At 60.9% G+C, this 14,943-nt stretch carries 9 protein-coding genes and 1 pseudogene; 5 read left to right on the top strand and 5 right to left on the bottom strand.

Annotated features, from left to right (window positions below):
• Positions 1-139: 139 nt before the first annotated feature.
• Complete coding sequence (locus IPM54_32695; protein MBK9264531.1) at positions 140-298, top strand: hypothetical protein; 159 nt, start codon at positions 140-142, stop codon at positions 296-298.
• 60 nt (positions 299-358) lie between these two features.
• Here the strand turns inward: IPM54_32695 and IPM54_32690 are convergent, their stop codons facing one another.
• Together IPM54_32690 and IPM54_32685 are read right to left on the bottom strand one after the other, a co-directional pair.
• On the bottom strand, positions 359-1,390 hold the full coding sequence (locus IPM54_32690; GenBank protein MBK9264530.1) for an SUMF1/EgtB/PvdO family nonheme iron enzyme: 1,032 nt from the start codon (positions 1,388-1,390) through the stop codon (positions 359-361).
• Positions 1,387-2,676 carry a hypothetical protein gene (locus IPM54_32685; GenBank protein ID MBK9264529.1) on the bottom strand — a complete coding sequence of 430 codons (1,290 nt, stop codon included), beginning with the start codon at positions 2,674-2,676 and terminating at the stop codon, positions 1,387-1,389. Before IPM54_32685 ends, IPM54_32690 begins: the two co-directional genes overlap by 4 nt.
• 467 nt (positions 2,677-3,143) lie before the next feature.
• On the opposite strand from IPM54_32685, the gene IPM54_32680 reads away from it, so the two are divergent.
• On the top strand, positions 3,144-3,911 hold the full coding sequence (locus IPM54_32680; protein ID MBK9264528.1) for a hypothetical protein: 768 nt from the start codon (positions 3,144-3,146) through the stop codon (positions 3,909-3,911).
• Between the two features lie 311 nt (positions 3,912-4,222).
• Here IPM54_32680 and IPM54_32675 read toward each other — a convergent pair whose 3' ends face one another.
• Positions 4,223-5,086 carry a hypothetical protein gene (locus tag IPM54_32675; protein MBK9264527.1) on the bottom strand — a complete coding sequence of 288 codons (864 nt, stop codon included), beginning with the start codon at positions 5,084-5,086 and terminating at the stop codon, positions 4,223-4,225.
• A gap of 251 nt (positions 5,087-5,337) precedes the next feature.
• Here IPM54_32675 and IPM54_32670 point away from each other — a divergent pair, with 251 nt between their 5' ends.
• On the top strand, positions 5,338-9,183 hold the full coding sequence (locus tag IPM54_32670) for a protein kinase (GenBank protein MBK9264526.1): 3,846 nt from the start codon (positions 5,338-5,340) through the stop codon (positions 9,181-9,183).
• A 930-nt stretch (positions 9,184-10,113) separates the two neighbouring features.
• On the opposite strand, the pseudogene IPM54_32665 reads toward IPM54_32670, so the two are convergent.
• Positions 10,114-10,611 (bottom strand): annotated as a pseudogene (locus IPM54_32665) (DUF2330 domain-containing protein).
• Between the two features lie 134 nt (positions 10,612-10,745).
• Positions 10,746-11,489: a hypothetical protein gene (locus IPM54_32660; protein MBK9264525.1), complete on the bottom strand. Its 744-nt coding sequence runs from the start codon at positions 11,487-11,489 to the stop codon at positions 10,746-10,748.
• A gap of 89 nt (positions 11,490-11,578) precedes the next feature.
• Between IPM54_32660 and IPM54_32655 the strand changes: the two genes are divergently transcribed.
• Both IPM54_32655 and IPM54_32650 read left to right on the top strand, forming a co-directional pair.
• Positions 11,579-12,928: a DUF418 domain-containing protein gene (locus tag IPM54_32655; protein ID MBK9264524.1), complete on the top strand. Its 1,350-nt coding sequence runs from the start codon at positions 11,579-11,581 to the stop codon at positions 12,926-12,928.
• Positions 12,929-13,068: 140 nt separating this feature from the next.
• Entirely contained in the window at positions 13,069-14,802 is a 1,734-nt protein-coding gene (locus IPM54_32650; protein ID MBK9264523.1) for a DNA mismatch repair protein, read from the top strand.
• The last annotated feature ends 141 nt before the right edge of the window (positions 14,803-14,943 follow it).

Below are 14,943 nucleotides of genomic sequence, written 5' to 3'. Positions count from 1 at the left end.
AACACCACACTTCATCGACAGTCAACGACGCCCGCGCCGTGAACCCGGGCCTGCTCCTGCACGCCCCATCGCCCCATCTCCCACCCCTCCCCTTTCCCCTGTAGACCTTTTCGCGTTTTCCAACGATACTGTGCCCCGCATGCAGATCGGGCAGGTCGTGGGCGAACGCTTCCGCCTCGAAGCCTTCGTCGGCCAAGGGGGAATGGCTCGCGTGTTCCGTGCGCTCGATCTGGCCACGAACGAGCCCGTCGCGCTGAAGCGCGTCGCTGCTATGGGCGGCGCCGATTGGAAGCGCTAAGCTTGGAGCTTGGACTGGCGAGGTTATGCTGGAAGCACCGTGCGTTTCATGGCCATGGCCTCAATCGGCAACGGGCTCGTACACGCAGCGGAAGCCAATGGCTATGTCGACAAAGGTGGTCCAGAAGTAATTGTTGCGGTACTCCGTCGCGCCTTCTGGCGGTTCCAGATCGGAAAAGTAGAAAGCCGAGACGTCGCGCAAGATACGCGCATCCGAACCATTGGTCGGCAACACCAAGCAGTCCTTGCACGGCACTGGGAGCGGGGAAATCTCTGTGTCGCAGCACTCCGGCTGGAGATTCGCATCGTAGAGCATCTCCATGCGGCCACCATTCAGATCCAGGTGGCCCCAGCGAGCAGCGCCTTTAGGGAGTGACCCGACGTCGAGGTCCGCCATATTGTATGGCCCACCTGGATTGTTGTAGTTGAGTGCAGCAAGTTCGGGCGTCGGAGGATCGCTGCCCCATGGATATTTCCGCTGCTCGGAACCTCCCGATGCCGCATAGTTCCATTCCGCTTCCGTGGGCAAACGCCCACCATCCCAAATGCAGAACGCTTGCGCAATTTGCCAGGTAACATTGGTGACTGCCCGGTTTTCATTCGGGCCTACATCGTCGGTCCATGGCAGAAATGGATCCTTGTCGCTCGAAGCGACGACGGTGCCGAGCCAAGACCTCAATTGCTCCTGCGTCTCTGCCATTTTTAAGCTTTTATCCCATCCGCTCCCCGGTACCTTGAGATGAGCCCCAGCTCCAGGTTGCGGAATAGACTCCGGGTACGCCTCGACGAACGATCGCATTCGGCCCACGGTGACCTCGAAGATGTCGAGGTAGAAATCGCTCACCGTTGCCGGATAAGCGGGATCGTTCAATCGATTGTACGTGCCACCTGGAACGAATGCCGTCGCGCAGCAGCTTTGCCCCGCGCATTCGAGGTTTTTGCCAAGACACGAATTGCGGTTGGCGCCATCCAGAAGTGGGGCGGGACCAACTCCTCCGCCACCAGCACTCGACGTGCCGCTCGTGTCGTATCGGACTTCATCGGCACAACCAATTGGGCTGAGAAGACCCGCCATGAGCAATAGGTACCTCATGGACACGTCCCGTTGTCCGAAGGCAGCCAACAGCTTACGGTGGTGCTGCACATTGGATCGTCCTGGCAAACCTTGTATCCGAGCCCGGAATCCATTAAGCAAATCGCTCCGGGGGCACATTGCGAATCCGTCGTACACTGCGTAGAGCTTCCAACGCAATACCCACAGGACTGTGACCCAGGCAGGACCTGATCACAAATGACGCAGAAATTGACACCTGCCTCGGCCCTGCAAATCGTCGAGCCTTCTTCGCAGACTTTGACGCCCTGCGCTTCGAAGGTCGATTCACAACCAGGAATGCCGGTCGTGCTGCACGTGGACGGGCTGTAAACGACTCCCTCATCCGTCTTTCCATCGCAGTCGTTGTCCTTGTCGTCGCATATTTCGGAGGACGAAGACGGTCCCGAGCAGCCTTCAATGCCATTGGTGCACGTTATCGTACCCTTGGCGCATTCACCAGCTTGCATGGGTACCGTGCACGGCTGACCTACTTTGTTCGTACAATCCGCCACGCATTGACCACCGGAGCAAAGTTCACTGCAACAATCGTCATTCGACGTGCACGACTGACTGTCCGCAATACAAGCATTGCAGGTACCATTGCTGCGACAAATATGCTCCGAGCAGCAATCCTCGTCATCGGTGCACGACGTGCCGACCTCCGGGCAACACACTTGCGAAATGGGACCGCAATACGTCCCCGTATCGCAGCACAACGTATTCTCGTTGCAGGCTTCGCCGGTGCTCACGCAGCGGTAGCAATAAGCATCCTCTGGATTACAGCCGTTTATCGCGCCACTGTCTCCGCACGGACAGTCCTCATTGCTGCTACACGACTTGCGGCATTTCTTGTTGCCCGTGGCGCCGGTGCAGTCCGTTCCCGGCATGCACGGCCAGCAGTCTGGGGTATCCCAGTCGCTGTCGCACGAATGCCCATGCGACGAGCCCACCGAGCAGCGCTCACCAAAGCCAGTCGCGGATGTGCACGTGTCGAAGTCGCGACAAAACAAGTCATGCGGACAGCCAGTCCTTTCCCCACTGCAATCAGAAAAGAGCGTCATACCGGTGGGTGGAAACGCGCATTTCAATTGTCCCGAGATGGTCACGCAACTCGCTCCAGTTTCACAAACGCTGGTGCTGGCGCAATCCGTTTGCGAGCACGCGTTTCCCACGGTCACCGGCGTCACGCAAACGTCACCACATGTCCGCACCTGCCCACCGGTGCACGCCGAGAAACTGCATGGCGCATTGTTCTGCCAGTACTCCACCAAGCGACTTTCAGCCACACCAACCACCTCCTCTTCCGGCGTCAAGCGACCAATGCAAGCCCCCCCACAATTCCTGCACCCATGATCATCGCGATGGCGGCAGCGGTTCTCGTTCGTTTCATCTGCATCTCCTCACCGGGAGCACTCGATTGGCGTGAAGTACGCCCAACGACTGATCCTACCAAGATGGGATGCTTTCCGGTTACGCCCACCATGTCAACAGGAATCCCAGCACAGACTCAAGGCTCACCGCCAACGCATCGCATAATATTTCATCCCAATTTGGTCCAACATCCGTTGACGAAATCTCGACCAGTGCCCCGCCCGCATCTTCCTCACTGCGGCGGCACATAACCAACGCCGAATGAGGCTTCCCTTGTGAACCAACTTGTGCATCGCAGCCACCTTCCTGCATCGAACGCCGCAGTTTCCGCCGCTGACAAAACTCTTGCCTCTCCCGCCCTTCTCCCTGTAGCCTTCCCACCATGACAACCGATGCATTCGATCCCTCGCCTTACACGAGCGCTCCGCGCATGACGCTCGAATCCGGCATCGTGCTTGCCCGAGCGCTCGTCACCGCGTGCCCCCAAAGCATGCCCGCGCGTGTCCACAAAGCAGCCCAAAAGCTCGCAGGTTCCACTGACAAGGCCCAAGCAAAGCTCGCATTGCGCCAAAAAGCATTGGGCTCCGTCTCCGAAGAAGACAAACGCGTCGTCGACCAAGCCGGCGATGGTTCCTGGGGCGCGCTTCGATCACGCTTGTCCTCATACGCAATGCTCCCCGCCGCCGAATACCCCGATGCAAAACGCGCCGGCGAGCTCACGACCATTCTCTTCAACGACCAAGGCCTATCCTTCTTGACCGAATCCTATCCCGTGCAATGGGCCACCGCCGACACCATTCTCAAGCGTATCGATGACGACGGCCTGCAAACCGATATCGACCGCATCGCCGGCCCCGAATTCCTCGATAACATCCGCAAACGACACGCCAAATATGGCGCCATGGTCCAAAGCATCCTCATCAAGGCCGACCAAGCCCACGTGGACCTCGGCGCAGAAGTGCGCGCATTGGGAAGTGCCATCGTCGCTTATGCAACCAAAGTCTGCGCCCACGTCGAAGACGACGACGCAAAAACCATCGCCGAAGCGCGCGCCGCCCTGCAACCCATCGATTTGCACCGCGAAGCCACTTCGAAAAGATCGACAACGACGCCCGAGACACCGTCGCCAGAGACGCCTGCTGCCCCATAACCCCTTCCAAAACTCGAAACGCGGGCATCGCGAAGGCCATCCGGTCTCCCAAAACAGAAAAGTTTCGCTTTCGGAAGGCCCCGAGGTACCCCCTAGCGCCAAAATCTTCAGTTCGGGCAGGCCCCGAGGTACCCCCTGTAGCCAAATTTTCCGGTTCGGGCAGGCCCCGAGGTACCCCCTGTAGCCAAATTTTCCGGTTCGGGCAGGTTCGGAGGTATCCCGAGCACCTTGGCGCTTCACTTCACGAAGGTCCCGAGGTGTCTATGGCGTAAGGTCAGCAACGATCCTGGCCGCTGGCCGACTGGCGCTTCTCATGCGGCTGATGGATCTGCGAGCCACGCCGCTATGGCCTCCTGACCCAAGGAGAAGAGCACATCGTCGAGGCGCTCGACGCCAAGGGTCACCAAACGCTGCCCCAGCGTGTCGCGCTCGGTCTGCGTGAGAGACCGCCCCAGGCGACGAGCGAACTGGCGTTCGAACGTGCGCTCCACGCCGCGATCGAAGCCGCGATCTTCGCCAAACTTGACGAGGTCTTCGATGATGACCGGTTCCATGTTTGCCTGTTCCATCGCTGCCACCATAACATCGTACCGCTTTTGCGTCAGTGCCGCAACCACCGCCATGTGCCGCTCGACCCAGCTCGCCTTGCGCGCCGAAAGCGCTGCCACGACGCGCCGGCAAAGCTCCACATCCGACCAATCTCCAGCATGAGCACCCGCCGCAAAACACGCCGTACGCTCATCCTCGAGCAACTTCGCCGCAGGCACCTCGGACAATACAATCATCGTCATACGCACGCTGATGTCGCCAACCGTGACAATGCCCAAGCGCTGATCGGCCGGAGGCGGCGACAACCAAAGCGCCACCGTGCGCACTCGACGTTTGCCCCGGTTCCGCAAGGCAAACCCGACGTGATACCAAAGCACCCGCGAGGAAAAACCCGTATCCCTGTACCCCTGACACTCCATGTGCAATAGCTCATCGTCGTTCACGCGAGCCGCCCAATCGGCATCCATCTCCGGCGGCAAACCATCTATCTGCGTGGGAACGACATCTTCCGGCACGAGCATCGCCGATGCAGGCACGAGCCCGGGTTTTACAACGCGTAGCAACGCTGCAATGACGTCGGGCTCTTGACGAGAGAGCGCGCGAAATGCGCGGTCTGTCTTGGGCATGCCCACTCATACTCCAAGACAAACCGATATTCCAGAAATATTTTTCATACGTTTGTCAGAGCAACTCCGGCGCAGCAAACCGTCAATACAACAATTCATCGGCCGCCTGAACGAGCTCGAGGCGCTCCACCAGTCAACGACGCCCGCGCCGTGAACCCGGGCCTGCTCCTGCACGCCCCATCGCCCCATCTCCCACCCCTCCCCTTTCCCCTGTAGACCTTTTCGCGTTTTCCAACGATACTGTGCCCCGCATGCAGATCGGGCAGGTCGTGGGCGAACGCTTCCGCCTCGAAGCCTTCGTCGGCCAAGGGGGAATGGCTCGCGTGTTCCGTGCGCTCGATCTGGCCACGAACGAGCCCGTCGCGCTCAAAGTGCTGCTCGACGAAGAAGCCAACCGCGCTCGCTTCGACCGCGAAGCCGAAGTGCTCGCATCGCTGAAACACCCGAGCATCGTCCGCTACATCGCGCATGGCGCATCCGATAGACACGCCTACATCGCCATGGAATGGCTGTCCGGCGAGCCGCTCGGGAGACGCTTTCACAAGCCGATGGCCATCGCCGATGTGACGTCGGTCTTTCTACGCATCAGCGAAGCGCTCGCCGTCGCCCATGAACGCGGGATCGTGCACCGCGATCTCGCGCCGGGAAACGTGATTCTCATCGGCGGCGACATCCACAATCCAAAGCTGCTCGATTTCGGCATCGCACGCGTGGGGGGCGCGCAACGCGAGCTCACGCGACGCGGCGCGCTGCTGGGATCCATGGGCTACATGGCGCCCGAACAAGCGCGCGGCGACAAGCAAATCGATGCGCGCGCGGACGTGTTCGCGCTGGGTTGCCTCATGTTTCATGCGCTCACGGGCAAGCGGCTTTTCGAGGGCGGTGACTCGCTCGCATACCTCGTACGCGTGGTGGTCGAAGACGCCCCGCGCCTCGGAACGTTACGCCAGGACGCACCCCCGTGGCTCGACGCGCTGCTCGCTCGCATGCTGGCACGATCGCCTGCGGATAGGCCGCCGAATGCAGGAGCGCTGGCGCGCGAGCTCAATCGCATGGCGTCGCTCGACAATGAGGAGACGACGACCGACGGCACGACGCTCGATACGACAGGGTCGCTCGGTGCGGTCGAGCAGCGAGTGCGCTGCATTTTGCTCATCACGCCGCCGGACATTCCGAACGATCGCAGCGGCGGATTTGCCAATGCCCGCGCGCTGCTCGAGCCCATCGCCCAAAGCCTGGAAGGGACGGTGGAATCGCTCGTCGATGGGCACTTGCTCGTCAGCTTTCGCAATGCGCGCACGAGCGCCGAAGAAGCGGCCCGCGCTGCACGTTGCGCGCTTTCGTTCGGCGCGAGCATCCAAGGGGAACGTGCTGCAATCGTTGCTGTTCAAAGTGCCGGCGATGCGCTCATCAGCACGACGCTCGACGGGCTGCTCCCGGTGCTCGAACGCGCGCCCGCCGATACCGTTGCCGTCGACGACGTGACGGCGGGGCTGCTCGGAGCGCGTTTCGACGTGGGGGGCGACGAGCGTGGGTTGTTTCTCGTGGGCGAGCGTGACGTCGCCGAACACAGCCGTACGCTGCTTGGCAATCCGATTCCTTTTTTGGGTCGAGATGCCGAATTCGCGCAGCTTTGCAAGCTCGTCGAACAAGCCGAGCGCGACAGAACCGCGCGCGCCGTGATCATCACGGGCGAAGCGGGCGTGGGCAAATCGCGCTTGCGGCAAGAATTCGTGCAATGGCTCGGTGCACGGAGTCGTCCGACGGAAGTGTGGATTGGTCAAGCGGATCCCATTGCGGCGGGCGCTTCGTTCGGCCCGATTGCTCGCGCGATGCGGCGCATTGCCAATTTGACGCCCGGCGAACCGCTCGCCGTGGCTCAACGCAAGCTCCGGGCGCGCATTGGGCGTCACGTGGATCCGCTGCGCGCAGCATCCATTACCGAATTCTTTGCAGAATTCATGGGGCTGTACTTCGACACGGAAGGTCGCCCGCAGCTTCTGGCCGCGCGGCGCAATTCGATGATGATGTGGGATTGCCTGAGGCGGGCATTCGAAGAATTCGTCGTGGCGGAATGCCGAGACGGCACGATCGTGCTGGTGCTCGAAGACATGCATTTGGGGGATGTGTCCACGGTGAGCCTCATCGAACCGGTGCTCGCCAAACGACTGCCGTTCATCGTGGTCGCGCTAGGAAGGCCCGCGATTTCGCGACAACTTCCGGACTTGTGGGCATCGCGTTCACCCGTGACGATGACGCTGGGCCCGCTTTCGTCACGCGATAGCCAAGCATTCGTGCGTGCAGCGCTCGGTTCCAAGGGCAAACCGGCGATCGTCACACACATTGCGGAACGAAGTGGCGGAAACGCGTTTTTCTTGGAAGAGCTCATTCGTACGGCCGTTCGGAGCAAAGATTATTCGCTGCCGGATAGTGTCGTGGCGACGGTGCAAGGGATGCTGGAACAAGTCGACCCTCGAGCGAGGCGTGCGCTTCGTGCGGCGAGCATTTTCGGGGAGACGTTCAGCAAGTCGAACCTGGTGGCATTGCTCGGCGACGACGCCCGTGATGCAAGGGTATTGCTCGACAAACTGATTGCGGCGGAAGTTTTGGAGCGACGCGAGACGAGCCTCCGGTCGGGCGCCGGGATTGGCGAAGAATATGCATTTCGGCATGCGTACGTGCGTGAAACAGCGTATTCGATGCTCACGGATGATGACCGCGTGCTCGGCCACAAGCTCGCGGCCCGGCATCTCGCGGCGCTGGGCAATGTCGACGATTCTCAATTGGCCGAACATTATGCTCGAGCTGGCGAGCCGCAGCGGGCGATACGGCATTTTACGCGCGCTGCAGCGCAAGCATTGAGCGGGAGTGACTTGGCGCGCGCCATTTCGCTTGCCGAGCGGGGAAAGGCGTGCGGAGCAGCCGATGACGACCTCGGCGCGCTGCTCGCCATTCAAGCGGAAGCACATCGGTGGCGCGGTCAGAATGTGGATGCGGTTCAATGCTCGAGCCGGGCACTTCAAGTTCTCGTTCGCGGCACCGATACGTGGTGCACGGCTGCGTACGAGCTCGTCTCGTGCGCGCTTCAGCTCGGAGATGCGACGCCGCTCGATTACATCGCGCCGATGCTGTCGGAAATCGTCAATGCTCATTCTACGCGAAAACCCGCGGTCGTCATCGCGTGTGCACGCATTGCGACGATGCTCTACATGTCTGGACGACGCGACTTGGCCGATGCCATGTTTCAGCTTGCCATTACGCACGAAGCGGAGGTGGCGCCGATGGATCCATCCGTGCACGTACGAGTGCACGAGGCGCGGGTGGTGCGCGCGTTTGCCGTGGGCGATCTTGCCTCGGCAGCGACGTTGGCCGATGAATTGATTCGCAACTTGACCGAGCTTGGCGACGTACGGAACGTGGCGCTGCATCGGAGCAATCAAGGTGTCGCGCTGAATGCGATGGGTGCGTATGCGGAGGCTGAACGAACGCTGCGCGCAGCGCTGGAAGCGGCCGAGCCTTTGGGATTGGCGCGGATCCTTTGCGCGATTCAACAAAACCTTGGTTTTTCATTGGCGCACACCGGAAGGCTCGAAGAAGCGCAGCTCCTCTTGTCGCGCAGCATTCGAGAATCCATTCTGCAACGCAATCGTCGATTGGAGGCAGGAGCGCGCGTGTACCTCGCGATTGCAGCGCTTTATGCTCGCAAGCTGGAAATTGCGGACGCGGAAGCTCGCGCGGCGGCAGACGCGATGGGAGACGCAGCGATTGGCATTTACGCGCTCGGAGCGCTCGCGCTGTCGGAAATCATGCGCGGGCGCATTGACGAAGCTGCACGGACGGCGCAGCGTGCGCTCGCGGCATTGGAAGCTCACGGGGGCACGGTGGAAGAAGGCGAAGGCATTGCGCGATTGGCGCACATCGAGGTTTGCGTTGCTCGAGGTGACGAAGCGGGAGCTCGGCAGGCGCTGGCGATTGCGAAGGAACGGCTCGAAGCGCGGGCGAACATGATTACCCGGGCCGAATGGCGCCGCAGCTTTTTGGAAATGGTGCCCGAGCACAAGCGCACGATGGACTTGGCCGCGCATTATCGGGTTTGAGGGTTTCCGCACTGGTCATTCGTCACATTTCGAGCACACCTCACCCCCCCCTGGCGTTAGATACGTGCGTGTCCGCGTAAAACCTGGGGCTACACGATGGGAGGTCCTCGCGCTACCGCGCTCGGCTCGCTTGCGTGCACGAGAAAAAACCTGCTGCGGATCGGAAGCAGAACACGATCATGTGGCACGAAAGAATACGGTCAGTCCCCGAACGGCAGTGGCCGGTCCAACCCCGCGCAACGCTTAATGGCGCGTCCGGGCCGGGGTGAGGTGCGCTTGCTACGAATGCGAATACGCTGGCACGGCCCTCTTCGCTCGCCGGGCCAATGCCGATGCCAGACCGAAGAGCCCCAGCAGAATGGCCGCGGCTTCGCGACGTTTTCGCCGATCATTCTTCGAATCATGGCCCGCAGGCGGCAGCGCCGCCCCATCGGATACCTCGACGCACGGCACATTCGCTTTTCGCCCCGCCAGGATCCAATTGTCGACTTCCGACTGCTTTTCATGAGGCCGAAAATCCTTCCAGCGCCTTGCGCACCCCCCCCCCCCCCCCCCCCCCCCCCCCCCCCCCCCCCCCCCCCCCCCCCCCCCCCCCCCCCCCGCTGATGTCGCCCGCACCCCCCCCCCCCCCCCCCGCCCCCCCCCCCCCCCCCCCCCCCCCCCCTGGCCCGCCGCCTTCGCGGGAACTTTGCGGCGCAACTGAACTCCACGTCTCCCATTGGTAGAAAACCGGCCCTTGGTTCGTCGGCAGCGCCCGCTGGGACAGCCCGCGCCCTTCCTCGAGCGCCAGCATTGCGCCGCTCGGCATAATGGACGCCCGCTGGAAGTTTGCGCCTCCCAACGGCCCTCCCCAATGCCACCCGCCCCCCCCGCAACCGTCCCCCCCCCCCCCCCCCCCCCCCCCCCCCCCCCCCCCCCCCCCCCCCCCCCCACCACTTCATAAGGCCCAACCGTCGCACGATCCACCACAGTTACCGGAGGCGGTGGCGGCGGCTCCATCGGCCCGTCCTCAAAAACACCTCCCGCCGCACCGCCAAACGACGCGTCGGACGAAGCAATGATCCCGCAACACCCCGAGCTACCTTCGTCGCCGCCCCAATCCGCTCGATCGAAACCGTCGTTGAACGGCGCGCAATTCAATTGAGGAGCCACCACACGCGTCGTCGTGGCCGCATCCAGCACCTCGAAAAAGGAATCGCTCGCAAGCTCGAGATGCGCGCCAGGTTTGACCGGCAATACCCAGGCAAACTCTTGCGGCGATCCGCTGTATTCGACCTGATCCCAAAGCACCGTTTGCGTCGGCGAAATCGAAAACGCCATGCGGTGACCAGTAACGACGCTCACTTCGGGACCGGCCGGCGTTTCTTGATGAAAACACCCTCCACACGCATGCGCATCGGATGTGACAAAACCCGTAGCAGCCAGCATCGCCGCTCCGACAAGCCCAAGAAATCGAGATGTTTTGGTCATGGTCAAGCTCCTTCGCGAGAACGTCAGCAGCCAAAGGCGCGTTTTCGTTCTCGGCCGAGCCTACACCAATTCCAGATTTTTCAAAAGCGTTCTCATTCTTTCGGCAGTCGGTTTCCGTTACGGTACCCGCCCATCACGTCGCGAATTTCGTCCTCGTACAAGAACGTCCCGCGGTATTGTTCCACTTCACCATCGAGCAAAAAGCCAAGGTGCAAATGCCAACTTCCATTTGCAACACCCGACACGCCCAGCAAATCCCCCGCTTCGACGCGAGTCCGAGGCGATTGACCTTCGGGCTGCACGTGCACGAGCTTCGATAGGTGCGCGTAATAAACGTGCGTGATCTTGCGCCCTCGATATGCGATGGGCTCGTCCAATTCGATGCGTACACAATTTGCCGTGTCCCGCGGTCCCGTCCAGAGCGTGTGCCCCGTTTCCGCGTAATCGATGAAACCCGACGCAATTGCGTGTACGGGCATCTTGATCCCCATCACGTCGAGCCCCGTATCAGCGCGATATCCCGAAATGACTCCGCCCGGCATGGGATTGTAGAGACCACTCGGAAGCATTTTGGATTTTGGTCCCTCCGGCCATGCAGGTGTCGCCGGCTCCTGAGCAGCGGCTGCCATTTCATTCGGCACCGTCTTCGCTTGCTGCGTATCGACAAGCAAAGGAGCCGATTCGTGCATCGTTTCGATGGCCCCTCGATCGACGATCCATGCAGGCAGCGCAGGCGGCTCGAGCTTGGGGTTCGTCGCAGATGACTGACACCCGAGCGCTCCCACGATGCTGGCAACGAAAAGCTCGGACACGAGGCGATGCGCGTTGATTTTCATGGTCACATGACTTCATCGGACCACGGGTCGATTTTGTGACAGCAAGATCCGCGGTCACAAACGTCCCGCCTGTCGTCTACTTGGATGGCATGGAAACCACATCTAACACGCCTTCGGATCGAACCCCGCGGCCCGTCGATACGGGCGAACGAATCGTCCTGCTCGACGTCATTCGAGGCTTTGCGCTCGGAGGCGTTTTTTTCTCGAACGTGTTTTTGTGGTTCAGCGGCCGCGTCTTGATGCCCCCGACGTTCTGGCAAACGCCGGAAACGGGCGTGCGTGCGGCATTTGCGCATGCGTTTCGCAATCTGGTGTTCGGCAAGTTCATCACGATCTTCACGTTTCTGTTCGGCCTCGGACTGGCCGTACAATTCGCCCGAGCAGATGATCGAGAAGACTCGGCTGCACTACGGTATTCGAAACGCGCAGCGGTGATGCTTCTTTTTGGCATCTTGCATATGGCGCTCGTTTGGTACGGCGACATTTTGCATGTCTATGCGCTGCTCGGTTTTGGGATATTGCTATTCCGCCGAACGTCGACGAAAAAATTGATCATCATCGGCGCGATTCTCGCATTTTGTGCGGGTCCAGTGACGATGTGGCTCGAATCATTCTTGCCGCGGCTTTGGTCATCGCCCGACGTGTTGAAACAGGCCATGCAGGCGAAACAAGCGCACTTCACGACCGTCAACGAACAGGCGCGAACGCTGTTCCTGAGCGGTTCCTATGGTTCCAACGTGCGCGCAAACTTGCTCACGTATTGGCATCATTTCGCGCGGCTGCACGTGATTGGGTTTTACCTGGGAATGTTCGGCAATTTTCTCCTGGGATATGCAGCCGGCAAAGCAGCCGTCTTTACCAATGTCGACAAATACCGGCGACTCTTCCGGCACCTCGTCGGCTGGGGACTCCTCGGAGGTATCATCGGAGGCGCCGGGTTTGCCTTCCTGCGGATGGTTGGTCCAGGCAAACAGTATTTCGTGACAAACCAAACGCTCGTGCCCTTGTTCGTGCCCATTGCGCGTGAGCTTCAGACATTGGGGCTGGCCGCGTTTTACATGGCAACGATCACGCTCCTGTTCCAGCGACCATTGTGGCGTCGCATTCTGTCGATCTATGCGCCCGTGGGTCGTACGGCCGTGACGAACTACTTGTCACAGAGTGTCGTCGCGGTATTCGTATTCACCGGCATTGGTCTCGGCCATCTGGGGAACCTTTCGCCGATATGGACCGTTGGCATGCCTTTGGGTGTGTTCATTGTGCAAATGGTCATCAGCCGCCTTTGGCTGAGCAGGTTTGCCTTCGGCCCGGTGGAATGGGTCTGGCGGTCGATGACGTACGGAAAGGTGCAGCCGCTCCGCAGGGCAAACGAATCTGTTGGTGAAATAGCGGACGAGCCGCAGGGAGACGTGGCGGCTGCGAGCAGCGGATCGGCGTGAGCTAGCGCCCGTCAAAACTCGCCTCCGCATGAGCACATCTTCGGCGGAACCTTTTCGTCGGCGCGGTGTCTCCGCCCTCCGCCGCGACGTAAAACCCCCGCCACTCGTCACCGCGCGATGTACCATCGCCCAACTTCTGCATGACCGACGCGATCGCCTACGACGAGCCCATCCCCGACCTCTTGTGCGAATCCCCCGCACTCCGCGTCGATCTCGACGAGCTTCACGAAGCGCTCGTCTTCGGTTTTACCCTTGGAACCTCGAGCGAAGCCTTCGATCGCGTGCTCGCGACCGCATCGCTCCCTCCTTCGACGTGGGATCCCACGGCATTCGAACGCGACATCTTCCTCGAAGATCTCGCGCGCCGCGCCTTGCGCATCCGCATCGCAGGCAAGCACGTTCAGCCCTGTTTGCCCTATCTTCTCCGCGTCATCTCCGAACCTCCGCGCGAGCTTGGCATCGTCACCATGCGCCAGCGCGTCTTCGCCGAACTTCAGACTTCACCGCAATTGCGCCAGGATTTCGAGCGTATTTACGTTCGCCTTGCCGAGCTCAAGAGCGCTCTTGCCTCGGAAGGATCGGCGCGTCGTTCGGTCGCGACGCACCGGCGCATGGAGATTCTTCGCACCATCCAGGAAATCATCCTCGATCTTTCGACCTCGTTCGTCGGATCCACATCGGCGCTGAAGCGCTTGCCTGCATTTGCCCGAGCGACGAAAGAAAGCGAAGGCTACAAGCGCCTCGAAACGCTGCTCGAGCACGATAGTCATCTCGGCACGGTGAACCTCGAAGTGCGCGTTGGGGCCGACGGGACGCTGCGCAAGTTCGACATCGTCAAAGTCCGCGAGAACCAAGAGAATCCGCACTACGTTTCGCCATTCATGCGGTTTTGGAATCGCATCGGGCTTTTGTTTCGCGGGTTTCGGCTGACGGCGGGTGAGATCTTCGAGCGCCTCATCGACGACGTGTTCAGCGGAATGGAACGGCCCGTCGCGTTTCTCGTGCAGCTTTTGGGGGACATGGAGTTTTACTTGGCCGGTCTGGGTCTTGCGGACATGGCCAAAGACAAAGGTTTACCCGTTTGTCTTCCTGAAATCGTGCCCGATTCGATCGCGGGCATGAACGTCGTGAGGCTCTACAATCCCCTGCTTTTGGCGGGCAAATCGAAACCCGTGCCGTGCAACTTGTCGACGAAACGCAAAGATGCCGTGGTGATGGTGACGGGTCCGAACTCCGGGGGAAAAACGCGCCTGCTGCAATCGATCGGCCTCGTACAACTGCTCGGACAAACGGGCTGCTTCGTCACGGCCGAAAGCGCGACGCTTCCGATGCTTGGCGGTATGTTCGTGTCGCTCATCGAAGAAGCCAAGAGCGATCAGCCGGAAGGACAGCTCGGCATGGAGCTCATGCGCATTCGGCGGCTTTTCGAGGAGCTCGGGTTTTCCTCGCTGGTTTTGCTGGACGAACTATGTTCCGGGACGAACCCGTCTGAGGGTGAAGAGATAGCGCGGCTCGTGATTTCGCTCTTGCCGGACTTGGAATCGCCGGTATTTTTGACGACGCACTTGCTGACGCTGGCGAGTCATTTGTCGGAAGAGCCGCCTGTACCGACGCTCGAGTTTCTCCAAGTGCAGCTCGATGAAAACGATCGCGCTACGTATGCATTCGTGCCGGGTGTAGCGCGCACGTCGCTTGCGCACAAAACCGCTGCGCGGCTCGGTGTGACGCGCGACGAGCTGGTCACGCTGATAGCAAAGAAAAAGCGAGCCGATGCGCTGGGCGAGGAGCGGCCGGTGAAGCAAAGAGTGGCGGCGGTACCGGAGCGAGTTTCGGCGGCGCCGCGACGATTGCAGCGACCTGCGCGACTCAGATGAATGGATCCGGGCCCAGGCTTGCACGCTCGCTTCGCGCGCGTAGGACGCGCGCTTCGCGAGGCTAGTTTACGATGGGGGGGTCCGCGGCTCGCCTCCCGGTGCTTTTGCTTGCGCAAGCACCGCGAGGCGCGGACACCCCCA

This window comes from Polyangiaceae bacterium (genome assembly GCA_016715885.1).
In the GTDB taxonomy this organism is placed as follows: domain Bacteria; phylum Myxococcota_A; class Polyangia; order Polyangiales; family Polyangiaceae; genus Polyangium.
This window is presented reverse-complemented; position numbering and strand designations above follow the sequence as displayed.